This is a genomic window from Pseudomonas sp. RA_5y_Pfl1_P24 (assembly GCF_963970945.1).
Classification (GTDB): Bacteria; Pseudomonadota; Gammaproteobacteria; order Pseudomonadales; family Pseudomonadaceae; genus Aquipseudomonas; species Aquipseudomonas tritici.
The window spans coordinates 209,506-229,573 of the sequence record NZ_CAXAOJ010000009.1 but is presented as its reverse complement, the minus strand read 5'-3'; the positions used below and the strand labels follow the sequence as shown (position 1 = coordinate 229,573).

Annotated in this window: 14 protein-coding genes and 1 pseudogene; 7 read left to right on the top strand and 8 right to left on the bottom strand. The window is 58.0% G+C overall.

Going from position 1 to position 20,068, the window contains the following annotated elements; translation table 11 throughout:
• The first annotated feature begins 140 nt into the window (after positions 1 to 140).
• A complete protein-coding gene (locus tag AACY30_RS17515; RefSeq protein ID WP_339540817.1) occupies positions 141 to 2,021 on the top strand; it encodes a DUF294 nucleotidyltransferase-like domain-containing protein in 1,881 nt (626 codons plus the stop codon).
• The gene (locus AACY30_RS17510; protein ID WP_339425983.1) at positions 2,018 to 2,740 is read left to right on the top strand and encodes a 3'-5' exonuclease; all 723 of its coding nucleotides are present in this window, start codon (positions 2,018 to 2,020) and stop codon (positions 2,738 to 2,740) included. The genes AACY30_RS17515 and AACY30_RS17510 overlap by 4 nt, the downstream gene beginning before the upstream one ends.
• Positions 2,741 to 3,021: 281 nt before the next feature.
• Here AACY30_RS17510 and AACY30_RS17505 read toward each other — a convergent pair whose 3' ends face one another.
• The 3 genes from AACY30_RS17505 to AACY30_RS17495 form a co-directional block, all read right to left on the bottom strand.
• Positions 3,022 to 4,641: a methyl-accepting chemotaxis protein gene (locus AACY30_RS17505; RefSeq protein ID WP_339468826.1), complete on the bottom strand. Its 1,620-nt coding sequence runs from the start codon at positions 4,639 to 4,641 to the stop codon at positions 3,022 to 3,024.
• 326 nt (positions 4,642 to 4,967) lie between these two features.
• Positions 4,968 to 6,635 carry a BCCT family transporter gene (locus tag AACY30_RS17500; protein ID WP_339439203.1) on the bottom strand — a complete coding sequence of 556 codons (1,668 nt, stop codon included), beginning with the start codon at positions 6,633 to 6,635 and terminating at the stop codon, positions 4,968 to 4,970.
• A gap of 228 nt (positions 6,636 to 6,863) precedes the next feature.
• Complete coding sequence (locus AACY30_RS17495; protein ID WP_339469031.1) at positions 6,864 to 8,351, bottom strand: SulP family inorganic anion transporter; 1,488 nt, start codon at positions 8,349 to 8,351, stop codon at positions 6,864 to 6,866.
• A gap of 388 nt (positions 8,352 to 8,739) precedes the next feature.
• On the opposite strand from AACY30_RS17495, the gene nhaA reads away from it, so the two are divergent.
• Together nhaA and AACY30_RS17485 are read left to right on the top strand one after the other, a co-directional pair.
• Entirely contained in the window at positions 8,740 to 9,933 is a 1,194-nt protein-coding gene (gene nhaA / locus AACY30_RS17490; RefSeq protein WP_339468825.1) for a Na+/H+ antiporter NhaA, read from the top strand.
• A gap of 382 nt (positions 9,934 to 10,315) precedes the next feature.
• Positions 10,316 to 10,621, top strand: a complete 306-nt coding sequence (locus AACY30_RS17485) for a YdcA family protein (protein WP_339419505.1) — start codon at positions 10,316 to 10,318, stop codon at positions 10,619 to 10,621.
• Between the two features lie 201 nt (positions 10,622 to 10,822).
• Here AACY30_RS17485 and AACY30_RS17480 read toward each other — a convergent pair whose 3' ends face one another.
• Positions 10,823 to 11,866: an LLM class flavin-dependent oxidoreductase gene (locus AACY30_RS17480; protein ID WP_339468824.1), complete on the bottom strand. Its 1,044-nt coding sequence runs from the start codon at positions 11,864 to 11,866 to the stop codon at positions 10,823 to 10,825.
• Between the two features lie 188 nt (positions 11,867 to 12,054).
• On the opposite strand from AACY30_RS17480, the pseudogene AACY30_RS27545 reads away from it, so the two are divergent.
• Both AACY30_RS27545 and AACY30_RS27540 read left to right on the top strand, forming a co-directional pair.
• Positions 12,055 to 13,143, top strand: a pseudogene (locus AACY30_RS27545) (cache domain-containing protein); the annotation flags it as partial.
• A 90-nt stretch (positions 13,144 to 13,233) separates the two neighbouring features.
• Positions 13,234 to 14,001 (top strand): methyl-accepting chemotaxis protein, encoded by a 768-nt coding sequence (locus tag AACY30_RS27540; protein ID WP_406984843.1) that lies wholly within the window; start codon positions 13,234 to 13,236, stop codon positions 13,999 to 14,001.
• Between the two features lie 96 nt (positions 14,002 to 14,097).
• On the opposite strand, the gene AACY30_RS17470 is transcribed toward AACY30_RS27540, so the two are convergent.
• A complete protein-coding gene (locus AACY30_RS17470; protein ID WP_339540816.1) occupies positions 14,098 to 14,583 on the bottom strand; it encodes a flavin reductase family protein in 486 nt (161 codons plus the stop codon).
• A 320-nt stretch (positions 14,584 to 14,903) separates the two neighbouring features.
• Between AACY30_RS17470 and AACY30_RS17465 the strand changes: the two genes are divergently transcribed.
• The gene (locus AACY30_RS17465; RefSeq protein ID WP_339468821.1) at positions 14,904 to 16,310 is read left to right on the top strand and encodes a purine-cytosine permease family protein; all 1,407 of its coding nucleotides are present in this window, start codon (positions 14,904 to 14,906) and stop codon (positions 16,308 to 16,310) included.
• On the opposite strand, the gene AACY30_RS17460 is transcribed toward AACY30_RS17465, so the two are convergent.
• Genes AACY30_RS17460 through AACY30_RS17450 form a run of 3 tightly spaced genes read right to left on the bottom strand, consistent with a single transcriptional unit; the run spans position 16,298 to position 20,061 of the window.
• A complete protein-coding gene (locus tag AACY30_RS17460) occupies positions 16,298 to 16,864 on the bottom strand; it encodes a sarcosine oxidase subunit gamma (protein ID WP_339468820.1) in 567 nt (188 codons plus the stop codon). The two genes, AACY30_RS17465 and AACY30_RS17460, sit on opposite strands and share 13 nt — an antisense overlap.
• A gap of 3 nt (positions 16,865 to 16,867) precedes the next feature.
• The gene (locus AACY30_RS17455) at positions 16,868 to 19,765 is read right to left on the bottom strand and encodes a 2Fe-2S iron-sulfur cluster-binding protein (protein WP_339468818.1); all 2,898 of its coding nucleotides are present in this window, start codon (positions 19,763 to 19,765) and stop codon (positions 16,868 to 16,870) included.
• Positions 19,762 to 20,061 carry a sarcosine oxidase subunit delta gene (locus AACY30_RS17450; protein ID WP_339540815.1) on the bottom strand — a complete coding sequence of 100 codons (300 nt, stop codon included), beginning with the start codon at positions 20,059 to 20,061 and terminating at the stop codon, positions 19,762 to 19,764. Before AACY30_RS17450 ends, AACY30_RS17455 begins: the two co-directional genes overlap by 4 nt.
• Between the last annotated feature and the right edge of the window lie 7 nt (positions 20,062 to 20,068).

The following is a 20,068-nucleotide window of genomic DNA, read 5'->3' as shown; positions in this document are numbered from 1 at the left end:
GTTGCCACTCATAGCGTAGATCAGACGTGGCGCTTGATCCTCGTATCGGGATGTGATGTGGTGGGCGACACAGAAAGACCACTGCCCTTTGCGATGTAGGGCGCTCGCAAGTTTAATTCTTTTCAGCATTTCGAGGTTTCATGCAAATCGAGTTACAGGAGATTAGCGACCACCTCTACCGTTTCGCTCCATTTGATACGCTGCCAAAGGAATCGGTAGACGCCATCGCTCGGCGGGTAGAAGTAAGTTATTTCAAGGCCGGCAGTGACATCCTTGAAGCGGGCGCGATCATTCATGACTTGCACTATGTGCGTAGTGGTGCGGTGGAGATTTACCGGCGCAATGGCGAGCTCTACAACCGACTTGTCGAAGGCGACCTCTTCGGTCAGGCCGGTTTGCTGCGCAGTAACAAGGTGCGTTTTCCCGCCAGAGCCTTGGAAGATAGCCTGATTTATTACATACCCGCCGACGTCTTCGCCGACCTGTGTGCGCAGCATGATGCGTTCGCCGACTTCGTTGAAGCTGAGGGGCACTCCAGGCTCAAGACTGCCGTTGAGGCGCAGGGGCGTGCGAGTGAGCTTATTCAGCTCAAATGCCGAGGCCTTATCTCTCGGCCTTTGGTATGGGTCACGTCGGATACCTGCGTTGGCGACGCGGCAAAAATCATGACAGAACAAAGCGTTTCTTGCGTGCTAGTGATGTCATCAGCGGGCTTGCAGGCGGCTCAAATCCAGGGAATCGTGACGGATCGGGACCTTCGCACACGCGTTGTCGCGGCCGGCCGAAACGCTGGCGAAACGGCTGCCCGAGACATCATGACGGCCGAGCCGGTAACGATAGGCGCCGACGACTCAGTGTTTGAAGCGATGCTGGTTATGTTGCGCCGTAATATTCACCATCTGCCGGTGGTCCACCATGGCCATCCGATCGGGCTGATCAACCTGTCGGATATCATCCGCTACGAGTCACACAGCAGTCTGTACCTGGTCAACAGAATCTCTAACCAGACGTCGGTCGACGGTCTGAAATCGCTTTTGCGTGACCTGCGCGGAACCTACATCCGCATGGTGCGTGACGGCGCGACGGCGCACATGATTGGTAGCGCGATTTCCGGCATTGGCCGTGCCTTTACCCAGCGTTTGCTGGAACTGGCAGAGAAAAAGCTGGGGCCGCCTCCGGTGCCTTACTGCTTCATGGTGCTGGGTTCCATGGCGCGTGATGAGCAGTTATTGGTGACTGACCAGGATAATGCCCTGGTGCTCGACGACGGCTTCGATCCACTCCAGCACGATGCTTACTTCCGAGCGTTGGCGACGTTTGTGAGTGATGGCCTGGCCGCGTGCGGTTACAGCTATTGCAAAGGCGGGATCATGGCGACGAACGACCAGTGGCGTCAGCCATTGAAGGTATGGCGAAGTTATTTTGATCAGTGGATCGAAAAGCCTAACCCGACGACATTGCTCAATAGTTGTATTTTTTTTGATCTGGATGGTGTGTTTGGCGAGCTCGAGCTTGTTCAGGAACTGAAGGTGCTGTGCGCTCGAAAATCCAGCGCACATCCTGTTTTTTTGAGTGCCATGGCTCGGATTGCGCTTAACCGGACGCCGCCATTGGGCTTTTTCCGTACTTTTGTCGTTGAGACAGACGGGCAGCACAAACGGATCATCAACCTCAAGGGTCGAGGCACCGCACCGCTGACGGACCTGATCCGCATTCATGCGCTCGCGTGTGGCAGTACCGCGCAGAATTCATTTGATCGCATGGATGCCATCGCGAAGAGCAACGTCATTCCGCCTGAAGCATTAAAGCAACTGCGATACGCGCTGGAGTTCCTGTCGATGGTGCGAATTCGACACCAGGTTGACGCACTGGAGCAGGGCGCTGCGCTGAATAATTACGTCGAACCGGAACGCTTTTCCAACAGTGAGCGACATAACCTGAAAGAGGCGTTTCAGGTTTTGAGTAATGGCCAGAATTTCTTAAGATTCCGCTATCCATCAAAGGGTCGCCTGCCGTCATGAAACACGTGAAAGCGCAACCCGATCATAAAATGCTGGAGTGGTCTTCGAGGTTCGAGACCCTGGCAGACAATGCCGTTAACAGCCGCTTGCGACAGTTCTATCAAGCCGGCGCGGTCTCTGCGCAGGCCTCCATTGACAGCGTGCAACTGCTGGCCATGGACGTGGAAACCACCGGCCTTGATGCGCAAGCTGACAGCGTTGTGAGCATCGGGGTCATGCCGTTCACGCTGCAGCGCATTTATTGTGGGAACTCGCTTTACTGGGTAATAAAACCAGCGTCCGAGCTGAATGAAAAGTCGGTGACGTTTCATCACATAACCCATGCTGAAATTTCAGATGCGCCCACCTTTGAGCAGGTGCTGGCCCCATTGCTGGAGGCCATGGCAGGCAAGGTGATGGTGGTCCATTATCGGAATATTGAGCGGGCCTTTTTGGATCAGGCAGTGCGTAGGCATTTAGGGGAAGGGTTTGAGTTCCCGGTCATCGATACGATGCAGTTGGAAGCCCGACTGCACCGGCAAAAGCGCGGGTGGTTTGCCCGACTTATGGGGCGCTCACAACCGTCCATAAGGCTGGCAGATAGCCGAGCGCGCCTTGGCCTTCCGGCTTATCACGCGCACCATGCATTAACCGATGCCCTGGCAACCGCAGAACTGCTGCAGGCGCAGGTAGCGACTTATTACTCAGCGTCCACGCCTGTTGGCGAGTTATGGAACTGAGTCACCGCTTGATAGTGAAACGCTAACGCCTGTCCGACCGATATTCCTGTGCGCATTGACTCGCCAGCGGTACTCAGTACGGTGAATGCTTGTGACATCCTGGCTCAGGCATTGGCCGTAACCTGACCGAGGTGCGGGAGGAATAGCCCGCAAGCGCGGGCTGCCATTACCTCGGCCATTGAGCTTGCAAAAGACTGCCAGTCAAGCTCTCAGCGTGTCTCATGATCCGTTTGAGAGCCCTCATCGCGCCAGGCACACATCGCGTGTCCTGCGTCATTTTTTCAAACGACGAAGCGATTCACCATCCTATTAAGGTCAACCGCCAACTTTGACATTTCCCCGCACGCGCTGGCTGTTTGACTGGCGCCCGCAGAACTCTGCACGGCAAGCTCTCGAATGCTGACGAGATTACGATCAACTTCTCGGGCAACATGGGCCTGTTCTTCAGACGCCGTTGCGATCAACATATTTCGCTCATTAATCTGCGTAATGGCCTTGGCGATCTGATCGAGTGAACTGCTGGCCTCCTGTGCCACATCGAGGGATTGGGTTGCCAGCTCTTTACTTTTACTCATGGCTTCCACTGCTTCAGCTGAATCGCTCTGCATTGCAGAGATCATCTGTTCGATCTCTTGAGTGGAAGACTGCGTTCTGTGCGCCAACGCCCTGACCTCGTCAGCAACGACTGCAAAGCCGCGGCCTTGCTCACCAGCCCTGGCAGCTTCAATCGCTGCGTTCAACGCCAGAAGGTTAGTTTGCTCTGCGATTGCACGAATCACTTCGACGACTTTGTTGATGCTTTGAGCCCGCTGTGACAAAACCTGAATCTTGTCACTCGTGGCTTCAACATTGCCGCTGAGTTTTTCAATCGACTTCAACGTTTGAGAGACTCGCTCTAAACCGGTTTCAGTAAAGCCCTGGGTGCGACGCGACTCTTCCGAGGCCGACTCCGCATTACGGGCCACCTCATCAACCGCCGCACTCATCTCAGTTACCGCAGTGGCCGCTTGGTTGACTTCATCATTTTGGGAGATGAGACCTCGACTGGATTCCTCAGTGACCGCTGTCATTTCTTCTGCGGCTGAGGCCAGCTGTGTAGATGAGTCGCCGATTTGCATGATGGTTCTGCGAAGGTTCTCTTGCATCTGGGCCAGCGCTTTTAACAGGCGTCCGGCTTCATCCTTCCCGCTGACGTGCACTTCTTTGGAGAGATCACTGCCGGCGATGCGTTCTGCCACAGATAACGCTGCACCGATTGGGGTCGTAATGCTCTTGGTCAGAAGTATTGCCAACCCGACAGTCAGGACGACGACGACGGTAATAAGGCCAATTATTGTCCAGATGCCGTCGGAGTACGTATTGGTTGCGTATTGCCCAGCCGCTGTGGCGCCGTCGTTGTTGAAGTCAGTCAGGGCTTTGATTTCGCCCTCCAACCTATTCGTCAACGGCCGTATACTTGTACTCACGAGGTTAACGGCGGCAGGTATGTCACCGCGCGCCATCAACGGTTCGAGGATATCCAGTTGTTTGCCGTACGCATCGGCGGACGCCATCACTACTTGATAACGCGAGCGTTCGTCGTTACTAGTGATCAGAGGTTCATAATTTAGCACCGCATCCGCGAAAGCCTTCCGGTAGCCTGGGAAGGACGCAACCGTCGATTGAACTGCTTGAGGGTCAGCAAGTGCACGCTGGGTTTCAAGCCTGAGCCGCATTGCGCCAACGTTCATAAGCGCCGTTTGTCGGATACTTGCAAGCCAATTGTTTTCGACATCTTTTTCGGCGTCCCGCAGCTTGCCCATTTGCACAGCAGCGACCGCGCCGAGTACAAAGACCAATGCAATGATCGACGCGAAAAACAAGGAAGCTCGGGGTGCTACGTTAAGGTTTCTAAGGTTCATGCGAACTTCCTGACGCGAGGGAATGATCTAGGTAACCAGTCTATCGACCTGACGGTAATAAACTTAATCAGGCCTCTCGCTTTAGGTGCTCTGCTCAGTCGTCTGCGCGCATCAGTCGATGCACTAAAGTGCTGCGCTACGTTTAAGTGTCTAATACCAAGCGCTGCTGACAACCAGAACGTGAGCGTTCATGCATGCATGTACCAAGTTCTTACCGGGGTGGTTTTTTCTGTCGTTAATACCCGCCTGCTCAGACGGACGCCATCGCCCCGGGCGATGGCGTCACGGGTGTGTTTGCTGTGCGCTGACAGCGAAAGCCCTAAGTGCTAACGGGGCTCAGACATCAGTCCTTTCACGAGGGATATGCATCCCAGCATTAAAACGATTGCGAAAGGCAACCCGGTGGACACTGCCATTGCCTGCAGTGCTACAAGACCGCCGCCCAACAAGAGGGCAATCGCAATCACGCCTTCGATGACCGCCCAGAACACTCGCTGAGGCACAGGCGCATCCACCTTGCCGCCGGCGGTGATCGTGTCGATTACCAAGGAGCCTGAGTCCGAAGAGGTAATAAAAAACACAATGACCAGAACGATGCCCAGGAAGGAGGTGATCTCTTTAAGCGGCAGCTCTCCCAGCATGGCGAACAACTTCAGCTCCAGCACAGCGTCCTTGACGCCCACCAGGCCCTGTAAGGTCGCTTGGTCAATGGCGGTTCCGCCGAACGTTGTCATCCACAGCACAGACACCACTGAGGGAACGAGCAAGACCGAGATCAGAAACTCTCTGACCGTGCGACCACGACTGACGCGCGCGATAAACATGCCTACAAACGGCGACCAACTGATCCACCACGCCCAGTAGAAGGCCGTCCAGCCTTGGGTGAATTGGGTGTCAGTGCGGCCGAATGGGTTTGACAGTGCCGGCAGGTATTCAGCATACGTCACCAGGTTCTTGAAGAACCCTGTGAAGATGGCCAAGGTCGGTCCCACTACGATGATAAACACCAGTAAGAGCAATGCGAGTCCCATATTGATCTGGGAAAGCATTTTGACGCCCTTGTCTAAACCGGCAAGGACTGACCACAGCGCGATCAAGGTAATGCCAACGATCAGCACGACTTTACTGAGGTTCGTCGATTGTATCCCGAAGAGGTATTCAATCCCCGCGGCAGCCTGCTCTGCACCAATGCCCAGAGAGGTTGCCAACCCGAATAGCGTGGCGAATACCGCCAGGATATCGATGATATGCCCCGGCCAGCCCCAAACGCGCTCACCCAACAGTGGATAGAAAATCGAGCGTATCGAAAGCGGTAACCCCTTGTTGTAAGAAAACAACGCCAAGGACAACGCCACAATCGCATAGATCGCCCAGGGATGAAGTCCCCAGTGAAAGATCGTAGCGGCCATTGCCAAGTCGGCGGATGCTTTCATATCGCCTGCTGCACCGCCCAACGGCGCCCAGTCCGTACGCACGCCGCTCGCATCGACTGTCACGCCTCCCATGGACGCCGCGTAATGCGACATCGGTTCGGCGACGCCATAAAACATCAAGCCGATGCCCATGCCCGCGGCAAACAGCATTGAAAACCATCCGACGTAGGAGTGATCGGGTTTGGCATCTCTGCCGCCCAAACGCACCTTCCCCAGCGGGGAGAAAATCAGCGCAATGCACAGCACCACAAAAACGTTCGCAATGCTCATGAAAAGCCAGGCGAGGTGGCTGGTTAACCAGTTCCGGATAGCGCTGAAGAGGGGTTCTACTTCATTCTGCAAGGCCAGTGTCAAAATCACGAACAGCAGGATGGTGGCCGCTGAAATGATGAAGACTTTGCCGTGGATATCGAGCGAGAACGAAAACTCTCCCTTGATATTGTCTTGACCAATAACATAGTCGGTGTCGATCAGATTGGCAGCTCCACTTGGAGCCGGAATACCGTCCTCACTGGCAATGTGAGGGGTGTTAGGCCGATCATCCGTAGGCTTTTCAACCATAAGAATCTCCTTATTGTTGGCACGTCTTAACGTGTAGTTGTGATTATCCCCGCTGTTCCTATGGTAAAACGAGATGTAAACGCCTGTATCCTAACAAGCTTTTAGAACAAAACCGCCAAAACCTGCCGATTGCATAGCCCTTCGATCGAATATGTCACCGTCACATGACGTCTTTGTGGGCTGCAATCTATTCGATTGAGTGCAATGAACAGGTTTGCGCGGGCCCGCTTAATGCCCCATCAACTTATTTATGCCATCGGGTTTGTCGTGAACGCCAAAGCGATCCACGATCGTGGACGTAGCCTGGTTCATCCCGATGACATCTACGTGAACCCCTTCTCGGCGTAGCTTGAGCACGACCTTATCGAGCGCAGCGACTGAAGTGATATCCCAAAAGTGGGCCTCTCGAAGATCGATGGTCAGGGTCTCCAGTCGTTCCTTAAGATCGAACGAATGAGTGAACCTGTCCGCAGAGCCAAAAAACACCTGGCCTGTGACGTAGTAAGTGCGATGGGCATGTGCGGGGTCACGCTGAGAAGTGACCTCCAGGTAATGTCCGATCTTGTTGGCGAAGAACATGGCGGCCAGCAAGGTGCCTGCGACAACGCCGTAGGCCAGGTTATGGGTCGCGACGACCACGACCACCGTGACCAGCATGACGATGTTCGTTGAGAGCGGATAGTCTTTGAGATTGCGGATGGAGTCCCAACTGAAGGTGCTGATGGAGACCATGATCATCACGGCGACCAACGCGGCCATCGGTATGCGGGCGAGCCAGTCGCCCATGAAGATCATCATGATCAGCAGTGAAACGCCTGCACTCAGCGTAGACAAGCGGGTTCGTCCGCCAGATTTAACGTTGATCATCGACTGCCCGATCATCGCGCAGCCTGCCATGCCGCCAATGAGGCTGCTGGTGATGTTGGCGATACCCTGGCCTTTGCATTCACGATTCTTGTCGCTGCTCGTGTCTGTCAGGTCGTCGACGATGGTTGCTGTCATCATCGACTCCAGCAAACCGACCACTGCCAGCGCGGCAGAGTACGGCAGTACGATGATCAGTGTTTCAAGGTTTAGCGGCACGCTTGGCCACAAGAATATCGGCAGACTATCAGGCAGCGAACCCATGTCGCCTACCGTATGTATATTCAGGCCCATGTAGATCGAAATCGCCGTCAGCACGATGATGCATACGAGCGGCGAGGGGAGCAGTTTTCCTACGCCCGGCAGCCTTGGGAACAGGTAAATAATCGCCAGTCCGCCAGCAGTCATGGCGTAAACGGGCCAGGTTACCCCGGTGAGTTCTGGCAGCTGCGCCATGAAAATCAGGATCGCCAAGGCGTTAACGAAACCTGTGACGACTGATCGCGATACGAAGCGCATCAGCTCGCCCAGCCGCAGATAGCCCGCGATGATTTGAAGTACGCCGCACATCAGCGAGGCGGCGAGGAGGTACTGAAGGCCGTGATCCTTGACCAGGTTGACCATGAGCAATGCCATGGCGCCGGTGGCCGCCGAGATCATCGCCGCACGCCCCCCGACAAACGAGATCACAGTGCAGATACAGAAAGAGGCATAAAGGCCAACCTTTGGGTCGACGCCGGCAATAATAGAAAAGGCAATAGCCTCTGGAATAAGGGCCAGTGCGACAACGAGGCCCGCGAGGACATCGGCTCGGATATTCGACAGCCAAGCGACTTTGATCTTTTCAAACATTGATTCACCCATGGCAGGTACCACATCCCGCGCAGCGGTGGGCGCTGAGCAGTGCGTGTGTATCTGTCTTCAATTGAGTTGTGGAGTGGCTGCGGCCAAAAAAGCAGGCGCGGCAAAATACGACCGCAGCTAGGGGGCGGTCAGGGGCGTGCGAGGGGGCGGTGCGCTATGGCGGCGTAGGCAGCCAGCTGGAACGGGGCAAGGTAACTCCTTTGGCGTGTCGTCGATAGACCGCAGGATAATAACCGGCAGTAGCGCACGCGCACAACCGATAGGCGGGTTTGCACGAACGTATCATGTAGAATGCGCCCATGGGTGTCACCGCAAAACGCGGGAGGGCAGGTTTAATTCAGCGCAGGTCGGGCCGCCGCGCGGAGTGGCTGTGCCTATGAGCTTGAAATCTTCACGTCCTGATAAAAACCAGGGCCATCGTGAATCACGCGACACGCGTGCTTTTTTCTCCCGATTCCTGGCCGCGGAATCCGCGGGTGGCCTGATACTCATGGCCGCTGCTTCGATAGCACTCCTCGTCGCCAACTCCCCGTTGGCAGACATTTACTTCTCGTCACTGCACGTAAAAGTCGTTGGCCTCTCGATTGAGCACTGGATCAATGATGGCCTGATGGCTGTCTTTTTCATGTTGGTCGGGTTGGAGATCAAGCGTGAAATGCTGGTTGGCCAATTATCGAGCTGGAGCCAGCGCGCACTTCCAGGGTTCGCCGCGGTAGGCGGTATGCTGGTGCCTGCTTTGATCTACATTGCGGTCAACTGGGGCAATGCCGAAACCTTGGGGGGTTGGGCTATTCCTGCAGCGACCGATATCGCGTTTGCCTTGGGCGTACTGTCGCTGCTCGGTAAACGTGTGCCCATTTCGTTGAAAATCTTTCTATCCGCGCTGGCGATTCTTGATGACCTTGGCGCCGTACTGATCATCGCCCTGTTTTACACCAGCGGCTTGTCGGTCAGCATGTTGCTGGCCTCACTGAGCGTTATTGTGTTCCTGGTGATGCTCAACCGATTCGGTGTGACCCGGCTCTGGCCTTACCTGATAGCGGGCGGTCTGCTGTGGTTCTTTATGCTTCAGTCGGGTATCCACGCAACCCTGGCAGGTGTCATTCTCGCACTGTGCATTCCGATGCGGGCGGCGAGCAGCGAGCGCAAATCGCCGCTCATCCACTTGGAAGAAAAGCTGCACCCGTGGGTCGCTTTCGCCGTTGTACCCATCTTCGGTTTTGCCAATGCGGGTGTATCTCTTGCCGGTATCTCGCCCAATAACCTGATCGACCCGGTACCTCTGGGGGTTACGCTTGGGCTATTGTTAGGCAAGCAAATTGGCGTGTTTGGTTTGGCTGCGTTGGCGATTCGCGCAGGGCTGGCCAAGCTGCCTGAGCAATGTAATTGGTCTCAGCTGTACGGTGTAGCGCTGCTGTGCGGCATTGGTTTCACAATGAGCCTGTTCATCGGGGCGCTGGCCTTCCCGGATAACCCGCATTTGGTCGATGAGGTGAAGGTTGGCGTGCTTATGGGCTCTATTCTTTCCGCTGTCCTCGGTGTGGCTGTTCTTTTGAAGGCTAAACGTTAATCCTGAGCTTATCTGTCCGTTGATAACTGCATGGGGGGATGAGCATCCAGTCGCGCCGAGGGGTTCAGGCATCACGAAGGCTGATGTTCGATTAATTTTTTGGCCTTGAGATGCTCCGAAAACAAATCCAGAATTAAATGATTTCCTGCTCCGGCAAGAAAAGCCACTCTGGTGAGTGGCCTTTTTTTGCCTGCGATTTATGAAATAGACGCTTAAGTGTCTTTTTTGTAAACGCCGTCAGTCGCAAGCAGTATCTGAGCCATTTCACCTGTTAGGCGTCTTTATAGAACAACGGACTATTTTTAAAGCCAGGCAAAGGTTGATAGCATCAAGCCACCCTTTTTGAGTGTCCGCAATGTCTCGTTCTTACAACCGTAGAGTGATGCTGGGCCTCGTTTTGATGCTATCAAGCACGATCACCCTGGCTGCCAATACGCCTTGTTCAGGTCGCAAGGGTGGGATTGCGGGCTGTGATGGTGACGCGTTCCTGTGCAACGACGGCTCCATCAGTGCTTCGAAAAAAAGTTGTCCGGCCTACATCGGCAATCGCCAGGCACGGCCCGCGTTGCAACCGCTGCAAGATCTTAAAGATAGCTGCGGCTGCGGCAGTGGTGCTTACTGCACCGGACCAAGGGGTGGGGTTTACTGCCTCACGCCTTCCGGGCAAAAAAGTTATCGGCGTCGTTGACATCATCGCCTGCGCTTACATGCACCACGCATGATTGCCCATTGATGCGGCTCTCTGCGCAGGCGCTTATGCCTTATCCAGCAACCCAGGCAGATGGATTCTGCCCGAGCCCGTAAGAGCGGTGAGGGGCGGGGGACAAGCGTTGTGCCCCGGCTTCACCCAGTGTCCGCAGCTTTTCGATCTACGCAGTTCGCCGCGTACTCAACGAAACGCCGGCACCACATGCTTGATAAACAATTCCAGGGATTTTTTCTTCTCTGCGTGGGACAGGCTGTTGTCACACCAGAAGCTGAACTCGTCGACACCCAGCTCCTGGTAGTACTGGATGCGCGGAATGATCTCTTCCGGCGTTCCAATCATCGCAGTCTTATGCAGGCTTTCCAGTTCAAACTCAGGGCGACCGGCGAATTTTTCTTCCGGGCTAGGGTCGAGGAAGCCGTTGACCGGCACGCTCTTGTTACCAAACCAGGCATCGAAGGTGCGGTAGAACTTCGAGATTGCCTTGGCCCCGACTTTCCAGCCTTCCGGGTCGTCAGCCGTATGCACATGGGTGTGGCGCAGCACCATCAGTTGCGGGCGAGGTACGTCAGGGTTGTTGTCCAGAGCGGCCTGGAATTTGTTTTTCAGGTCGAGGACTTCTTCATCACCCTTCATCAGCGGCGTGACCATTACGTTGCAGCCGTTGGCCACGGCGAAGTTGTGGGAGTCCGGGTCGCGGGCGGCGATCCACATCGGCGGGTTAGGCTGTTGGATCGGTTTGGGCACGCTGGTGGAGGTGGGGAACTTCCAGATATCGCCGTCGTGGGCGTAGTCGCCTTTCCACAGTGCACGCACCACCGGTACCATCTCGCGCAGGGCCTGACCGCCGCTTGAGGCGGGCATGCCGCCAGCCATGCGGTCAAACTCGACCTGATAGGCACCCCGGGCCAAGCCGACTTCCATACGCCCGTTGCTGATCACGTCGAGCAGGGCGCATTCGCCTGCCACCCGCAATGGATGCCAGAACGGCGCGATGATGGTGCCAGCGCCCAGGTGAATGGTGGTGGTCTTGGCCGCGAGGTAAGCCAGCAGCGGCATCGGGCTTGGCGAGATGGTGTATTCCATGGCGTGGTGCTCGCCAATCCATACGGTGCTGAAGCCACCGGCCTCGGCCATCAGGGTCAGTTCGGTCAAGTCTTCGAATAGCTGGCGATGGCTGACACTCTCATCCCAACGTTCCATATGTACGAACAGGGAAAACTTCATGACGCTTACCTCGGATCTATTGTGATCGGCCTGTCGACTGCGGGCCCTTAAGTGCTCTCGCCAATGTGACGCGTGCCGGTGATAACGGCTGTTCGGCGGATTGATTGTTGGTATACCATAATACGGAATATCCGCAAAACTTTTCTCTCCAACGGTTGCACCCTCACCTCACAAGGAAGGCGAGCTCGATGAACATAAAACAAAAATTAATCCTGGCCTTTGCGGTGATCGCCAGCCTGCCGGTGATTCTGGTGGCTGTGCTGATCATCCTCAATGTGCGTCATGAGGCCAGGGACGGCTTTGTCGACAGCAATGGGCGCGAGATCCGCCAGGTGGACAATGCGATGCAGCTGTTTTTTGAAGGCATCAGCCAGAACGTCGCCTATCTGGCCGGACACCCGCAGTTGCAGAGTATCAATGGTGACGTGAAACGCTACCTGGCCAGTGATGCGGCGCAGATCGCTCCCGGTGCGCGTGACGGGCAACTGTTCACGTTGTTCGAGGGGCTGGCCAAGAGTCACTCGGCCTACACCTATCTGTCCCTGGGCACCGAGGACGGCGGCTATGTGTTCTGGCCCGGCGACCCCAAGCTGGCCAGCTACGACCCACGCACGCGGCCTTGGTATAAAACGGCCATGGCCCAGCCAGGCAAGACCCTGCGCACTGAAGCCTATTACTGGGCCGCCGACGATGTGGTGCTGGTCAGCACCGTGCAAAGCTTCAACGACCGCCAGGGCAAGGCGAGCGGGGTGGTGAACATCGACGTGTCCCTCAAGCAACTGACCGACCTGGTCAAGCAGATCAAGCTGGGCGAGAGCGGCTACCTGATGCTGATGGAGGCCAATAACACCGTGCTGGTGGACCCGAATGACCCGTCCCACAATTTCAAGAAGCTTGGCGAGCTGGGGGAAGGCTATCGGCAGTTGAGCGAAGCCGGCGAGGGCCTGGTGCAAGTCGAACTGGCGGGTGAGCGCTATATGGCCTTGGTATGGCCATCAAAGGCCTTGGGCTGGCGGTTTGTCGGGCTGGTGCGTGAGAGTGAGGTGATGGCCGGCGCAGCACGCCTGACCTGGCTGATTGCGGCCATCGCGCTGGTGTGCGGTGTGTTGTTCGCGGTGGCCGGCGCCTGGTTTGCCGGGCTGATCGTCAAGCCGATTCGTGGCGTGGCCAGCGGCCTGGAAGGCATTGCCCAAGGTGAAGGTGACTTGACCGCGCGCCTGGAGGTGAAAGGTCGCGATGAAACGGCGCAGCTTGCCGGTTGGTTCAACCAGTTCCTCGAAGCCATCCGCACGCTGATCCAACGTATCGGCCAGGCCGCCGCGCAGATTCACACCAGCTCAGGCAGTGCCACTGAAGTCTCGGTGGAGATGGCCGAAGTCGCCGAGCGCCAGCGCGAAGCGGTGGACATGGTCTCCACGGCGTTTCATGAAATGGTCGCCACCTCCAACGAAGTCGCGCGCTCCTGCAGCCAGGCGGCCGACTCGGCCGACAACGGTCAGCGTCAGGCCCATACCGGGCAGCAGCAGATCGACGCGGCGGTGAGCAGTGTCGGGCGCTTGAGCGAGGAAATCGGCCACTCCGCCCAGGCCATGGAGCAGCTGGAAAAAGACAGCAATGACATACAGTCGATCCTCGGCACCATCCGCTCCATCGCCGAGCAGACCAACCTGTTGGCGCTGAACGCCGCTATCGAAGCCGCGCGGGCGGGTGAACAGGGTCGCGGTTTTGCGGTAGTGGCGGATGAGGTGCGCGCACTGGCCAAGCGCACCTCCGACTCCACCGGTGAAATCGACGGACTGCTCGGCAACCTGGCACGCCGCACTCATCAGATGGGCAAGCAGATGCATGCGAGCTTGGAGGTTTCCCAGGAAACGGTGGTGTCGATCAACGACGCGCGGGCCAGTTTTGGCCTGATCCGCGAGTCGGTCGACGTGATCCGCGACATGAACACGCAAATCGCCACCGCCGCTGAAGAACAGCACCAAGTGGCCGAAGACATCAATCGGCACATCAGTCAGATTCATGGGGATGCGCAGTTAGTAGCGAGCCTGGCCGACTCCACGCGCCAGGATGCGCAGCAATTGACGGCGCTGTCGCAGACGTTGAATCAATTGGTCAGCCGCTTCCGAACCTGACTGACACCGCCCTCCCTTTGGAGTAGGTTCGAATGTGGAAGCGAGCAAGCCCGCTCACACATTTGATCTTCGGTGTTTTCAGAAAGGTGTCGGGGATCAGGCAACCAAGGGCAGGGCGCCCATCTTGCCGTGGCAATACACCAGTGGCCCGGCGTTCTGCTGGGGCACGATCAAGTTTTTCACCGAGCCGACCATGATTGCGTGGTCGCCGCCTTCATATTCGCGCCACAACTCGCATTCGATCACCACTGTGGCATTGGCCAGAATCGGGTTGCCCAGTGCGCTCAATGTCCACTCAATGCCTTGGGCCTTGTCTTTGCCCTTGCGCGCAAAGGCATAGGCTTCGGTCTGCTGCCCACCGGAGAGCACGTGGATGGCAAAGCGTTTGTTCTTGATCAATACCGGGTACGAGTCGGAGCTGTAGTTGGGGCAAAACAGTACCAAGGCCGGGTCCATCGACAACGAACTGAAAGCGCTGGCGGTCAGCCCGACGATTTGCCCGTCGTCATCAAGCGTTGTGATCACGGTGACCCCAGACGGAAACGAGCCCATCACTTGTTTGTAGATAGCGGCATCGATCATGGGACGGTCCTCTGAAAATAAGCAGTTTTATGAGTCTTGTAGGTCTGATGGTATACCGTAATACAATCTGTGCAACAGCTTTTTCAACCGTCCGATGAACGTCAAATACCGGTAGTACAGTCAATAAATACGGGGAATCAGTCGGGAGAAGGCGCGACGTCATGTGGCACAATTACGGATCAGATGCGCTCCGAAACTGCGGATCAGTCTTGTGGAAATATTGGAATACCATAATATGGTGTTCATCTGAGGGTGACCATGAAGCTCCCCCGGTTTGGCGTCAAACAACTATAAGATCAGACAAGCGCGAGTTCATTTCCATGCCCCAGATGTCCCGGCAAGACCCCTTGATCGAGAATCACACGGTCGACTACGTCCCCTTCGCAGAGCGCCATGGAAAGGCCCGCGACCTGTTCACCTTATGGTTCAGCACCAACATTGCACCGCTGCCCATCGTCACCGGCGCCATGGTGGCCCAGGTGTTTCATCTCAACCTGATGTGGGGGCTGCTGGCGATTGCCCTCGGGCATATGCTCGGCGGCATTGTGATCGCTCTTGCGTCGGCTCAGGGCCCACGCATGGGCATTCCGCAGATGGTCCAGAGCCGTGGTCAGTTTGGCCGTTATGGCGCGCTGCTGATCGTGTTTTTTGCGGCACTGATCTACATCGGCTTTTTCATCTCCAATATCGTGCTGGCCGGCAAGTCGATCGTCGGCATTGTGCCTTCGGTTCCGGTGCCGGCGAGCATCCTGATCGGCGCCCTCAGCGCCACCGCCATCGGCGTGATCGGCTACCGCTTTATCCATACCCTCAACCGCATCGGCACCTGGGTAATGGGCAGCGCGTTGCTCGCCGGCTTCATCTACATCTTCGCCCACGACTTGCCGGCGGATTTCCTCACCCGTGGCGGCTTCCACGTGGCTGGCTGGCTGGCTACTGTGTCGCTGGGCGTGATCTGGCAGATCAGCTTTTCGCCCTACACCAGCGACTACTCACGCTACCTGCCGGCCGATATCGGCATTGCGCGGCCTTTTATCGCGACCTACCTGGGCGCGACCCTCGGCACCATCCTGTCCTTCGCGTTTGGCCTGGTGGCCGCATTGGCCACACCCGAAGGCACCGAAGCCATGGTCGCGGTCAAGCAGGCAACAGGCGTCCTGGGGCCGATCCTGATGGTGCTGTTCCTGCTCAATATCATCAGCCACAACGCCCTGAATCTGTATGGCGCGGTGCTGTCGATCATCACTTCGATCCAGACCTTCGCCAGCCAATGGACCCCGAGCATCAAGGTGCGCGTGGTGCTGTCGGGCGTCGTCCTCACCGGTTGCTGCGTGGTGGCGTTGGGGGCGTCAGCCGACTTCATCTCGCAATTTATCGGCCTGATCCTTGCGCTGTTGTTGGTACTGGTGCCATGGGCGTCGATCAACCTGATCGACTTCTACATCATCAAGCGCGGCGCCTACGACATTGCCTCAATCTTCCGGGCGGACGGTGGAATCTACGGTCGATTCAACCTGCATGCGATCGTGGCGTATTTCATCGGCATCATCGTGCAACTGCCGTTTGCCAATACGTCGCTGTACGTGGGGCCGTGGGCCAACCTGGTGGAAGGCGCGGACTTGTCGTGGCTGGTGGGATTGGTGGTGACGTGCCCGTTGTATTACTGCCTGGCGACACGTCAACACACCCAAAAGGTCAGGGCGGCGCGGTTGGGCTACACCGACTGAGCCTCCCCGCCGAACTCCTCCAGCGCATCCCGCAACGCGCCCTCGAAGTATTCCTTCGAGGCGCGATCCCAGAGGATATGAAACGCCGGCAGTTCCACACTGCTTGTGTGGATGACAATCGCATTGACCCGCGCCACCGACGTCTGCGCCACCATCCCCGGCTTGAAGGCTGGAAAACTGAGATCCACCCCGCACAGCTTCGCCATCACCTGCGCAATCACCTCCCCGCTGAGCCGCACACAGGCATGGCTATCCTGGCGCGGCAGCAGGTAGTTGGCGCGGTGGTCCAGTTCCCAACGCGCTTCTTCATCGGCAATCCGTTGCCCCTGATCCCGTGGGCTGCCCAGCACTAGGTATTCGTTCTGCGACAGGCGCGCCACCCAACTGCCGTCCGCTTGCTCGCAGGCTTGGTTAGGCGCGCCTGGCAACGTGAAGCCGCGCGCTGTGAGGTACTCGGCGCTTTGTGCGCCGCGAAAGCCGACCCGGGGCAGGTCGGTCTGATCTTGCAGTTGGCAGGGCGGGGTGAACAATTCGTGGGCCTTCAGACTGGTCATGGCTTAACCCTCCTGGCGTTGGTTGGTGGGGTCGAAGAACGGCAGTTGCACCACCTCGGCCTGGACGACGATGCCGCCTTCGACGCGAATCGGAATGCGCTGCCCCGGTGTGCTTTGATCGATCCCGGCATAGGCCAGTCCGATGATGCGGCCCAGGCTGGTGGAGTATTCGCACGAGGTGACGTTGCCACTGATGTCCGCGCCGTTGAGTACCAGGTGGCCTTCCAGCGGTTGCACACTGCCCTTTGGCAGGCTGAAGCCCACCAGTTTGCGTTTCAGCGGCTGGGCTTCGAGGATGTCCACCGAGCGGCGGCCGACGAAGAACGGCTTGTTGCGGCTGACCGCCCAGCCCATGTCGATTTCTGCCGGGTGAGTCATGCCGTCGGTGTCCTGACTGATGATCACGTGGCCTTTTTCCAGGCGCAGCAGGCGTTGGGTTTCGACGCCGAAGGGACGCATGTCAAAGGCCTTGCCGGCCGCCATCAACGCGTCCCACAACGCCAGGCCGTGGCGTGCCGGTACGTGGATTTCATAGCCCAGTTCGCCGACGAACCCGACCCGCAGCAGGCGTGCCTTGATCCCGGCCACCGTGCCCTGGCGCACGCCCAGATAGGGGAAGCCTTCGGCACTGAGGTCGAGATCGCTGCACACCTGTTCCAGCACCTTGCGCGAATCCGGCCCGGCGACGTTGACCGCACAGATCGCAGCGGTGACGTTCGCTACATCCACGTCCAGGCGCCACTGCGCGTTCCACTTGAGCATCTGCTGGTAGATGCGGTCGACGCCGCTGGTGGTGGCGGTGACGTAGAAATGGTTGTCGGCCAGCCGTGCGCACACGCCGTCGTCGATCACCACGCCGTGTTCGTTGGTCATCAGCGCATAACGCGAACGACCCACCGGCTGCTTGAGGAACGCAAAGGTGTACATACGGTTGAGCAATTCGGCGGCGTCTGGGCCACGCACGTCGAGGCCGCCGAGTGTGGACACATCGATCAGCCCGACCTTGTTGCGCACGTGCAGCGCTTCGGCCTGCATGCACGCTTCGCGGTCCTGTGTCTTGCCGTAATAGGCCGGGCGCTGCCAGATACCGGCGGGCATCATCTTCGCTCCGGCTTGCACATGGCGCGCGTGCATCGGCGTTTGACGGTAAGGGTCGAAGGCGCGCCCGGCGACATGCGCGAGTTTCTCCGCGACGAACGGCGGCCGTGCGGTGGTGACCCCGGTTTCGCTGATATTACGCTGGGTCGCCCAGGCCACCAGCCGTGCAGTCGGCAGCGCCGAGTGGCGCCCCTGGGACGGGCCCATGCCGACTGTGGAATAGCGCTTCACCAACTGCACATCGCGGTAGCCGATGCGGGTGGCGTTGACGATGTCCGCCACTTGCAGGTCTTCGTCGAAGTCGACGAAATCCTTGCCCTTAGGGTGCGCGAAGATCGGCCAGTGGAAGTTGACCTGGGCTTCGCTGCGCAGCGCTGCAGGCGAGCTGGCGCTGTTCAAACCGAGGGCGCGCAGGCTGTCGGCGGCGGCGTTGGTCGCATCCGCCAGCACATTGTCCAGTTGATGCCGCCCGTTTACGGAACCGGCCACTCCCAGGTTGCGCGGCAGGCCACTGAGACTGAACTCTGCCCGCGAGTCGTCATAGGCCAGCTTGCCACCTGCCTGGCATAGCAGCTGATAGACCGGCATATAACCGGCCGACATGCACAGCAGGTCGCAGTCGATCACTTGTCCGCTGGCGCTGACCTGGCCCTGGCCGGTGATCTGGCGCACGTCGACGCCTTTCACATGGCGCAGGCCTTTTTCATACAGGGCTTCGAACACCGTGCTGTTGCTCAGACACGGGATCTTGCGCTGGGCCAGGGCGCCCGGCAGGGCTTTGTCCGCCGGGGCGTGACGCAGGTCGACCAGAGCGGCCACGTCCACGCCCTGGTCATGCAGGTCGAGGGCGGCCAGGTAGCCGTCATCGTTGCCGGTGAGCACCACCGCGCGCTTGCCGGGCTTGACCGCATACAGCTTCATCAGGCGTTGCGCCGCGCTGGTGAGCATCACCCCCGGCAGGTCATTGTTGCGGAAGACCACCGGTTGGTCGAACGAACCGCTGCACACCAGGCACTGCTGCGCGCGCACTTTGTACAGGCGCTTGCCCTGGATCACCGGCAGGTAGTTGTCGGTGAACCAGGCATTGCAGGTGGCGTCGGTGAGTACCTGGATATTCGCGTGTTGCTGCACCGTGCCCAGCAACTCGCGGCGCAAGGTGTCGGCACGGGTGCCGGCAATATCGAAGCGCGCGTAGGTCAGCGACCCGCCGAGGATCGGTTGCTGCTCGATCAGCAACACCTTGGCGCCGGCATTCGCGGCGGTCAGCGCGGCCTGCAAGCCAGCGGGGCCGGCGCCGATCACGGCGAGGTCGGTAAACAGGTAGGCCTTGTCGTAGTACTCGGGTTGGAACGTCAGGTCGAGCACGCCCAGGCCGGCCTTTTTGCGAATGATCGGCTCCCAGACTTTCCACATGCCCTTGGGCTTGTAGAACGAACGGTAGTAGAAACCCACCGGCATGAACTTGGAGAACTTGCCCAGGTAGGCGTCCTTGTCGTTGTCCAGCGAGCCGTTGACGTTCTGCGCCGTCACCGCCAAGCCGGCGGACAGCGTGTGGGCGTCGGCTAATACGTTGGGTTCGCGAGGCAGTTGCACCAGGCTGTTGGCGTCCTGGCCGGCCATGGTCAACGGGCCGCGTGGGCGGTGGTATTTGAACGAGCGCGACATCAGGAAGCGCCCGTTGGCGAGCAGGGCGCTGGCGATGCTGTCGCCCTGCAAACCTTGGTAGGGCAGGCCGTCGAAGCTGAAGTCGAGTGGCTGGTCACGCTGGATCAGCAGGCCCATGGGGGCGGGGAGGCGGTTCATCCGGCGATCTCCTTGGCGGTGGTGATGTCGACGCGGGTGGTGAACACTTCGCGCGGATCGAAGGTGCGCACGATCTCGTCGGTGACCGTATGGCGCTCGGCGAGGAACCAGTAGCTGGACGGCGTGTGCATCCACCATTCGCGCACCACACCGGCGAGGTTGTCGGTGTTGAACACGTAGTCGGCCCATTCGGCATCGCTGCAGGTCACCGGGTCGGGCATCGGTTTGAATTCACCGCCGTAGGTGAACTCGCTGATATTGCGCGGCCCGTTGAGCGGGCAAATCATGATTTTCATCGTCTGC

Excerpts from the sequence above, each read along its gene's own strand:
- AACY30_RS17510 (WP_339425983.1), top strand. The coding sequence starts at position 2,018 with ATGAAACACGTGAAAGCGCAACCCGATCATAAAATGCTGGAGTGGTCT.
- AACY30_RS17505 (WP_339468826.1), bottom strand. The coding sequence starts at position 4,641 with ATGAACCTTAGAAACCTTAACGTAGCACCCCGAGCTTCCTTGTTTTTC.
- AACY30_RS17500 (WP_339439203.1), bottom strand. The coding sequence starts at position 6,635 with ATGGTTGAAAAGCCTACGGATGATCGGCCTAACACCCCTCACATTGCC.
- AACY30_RS17470 (WP_339540816.1), bottom strand. The coding sequence starts at position 14,583 with ATGATCGATGCCGCTATCTACAAACAAGTGATGGGCTCGTTTCCGTCT.
- AACY30_RS17460 (WP_339468820.1), bottom strand. The coding sequence starts at position 16,864 with ATGACCAGTCTGAAGGCCCACGAATTGTTCACCCCGCCCTGCCAACTG.
- AACY30_RS17465 (WP_339468821.1), top strand. The coding sequence starts at position 14,904 with ATGCCCCAGATGTCCCGGCAAGACCCCTTGATCGAGAATCACACGGTC.
- AACY30_RS27540 (WP_406984843.1), top strand. The coding sequence starts at position 13,234 with ATGGCCGAAGTCGCCGAGCGCCAGCGCGAAGCGGTGGACATGGTCTCC.
- AACY30_RS17480 (WP_339468824.1), bottom strand. The coding sequence starts at position 11,866 with ATGAAGTTTTCCCTGTTCGTACATATGGAACGTTGGGATGAGAGTGTC.
- nhaA (WP_339468825.1), top strand. The coding sequence starts at position 8,740 with ATGAGCTTGAAATCTTCACGTCCTGATAAAAACCAGGGCCATCGTGAA.
- AACY30_RS17515 (WP_339540817.1), top strand. The coding sequence starts at position 141 with ATGCAAATCGAGTTACAGGAGATTAGCGACCACCTCTACCGTTTCGCT.
- AACY30_RS17450 (WP_339540815.1), bottom strand. The coding sequence starts at position 20,061 with ATGAAAATCATGATTTGCCCGCTCAACGGGCCGCGCAATATCAGCGAG.
- AACY30_RS17455 (WP_339468818.1), bottom strand. The coding sequence starts at position 19,765 with ATGAACCGCCTCCCCGCCCCCATGGGCCTGCTGATCCAGCGTGACCAG.
- AACY30_RS17485 (WP_339419505.1), top strand. The coding sequence starts at position 10,316 with ATGCTGGGCCTCGTTTTGATGCTATCAAGCACGATCACCCTGGCTGCC.
- AACY30_RS17495 (WP_339469031.1), bottom strand. The coding sequence starts at position 8,351 with ATGTTTGAAAAGATCAAAGTCGCTTGGCTGTCGAATATCCGAGCCGAT.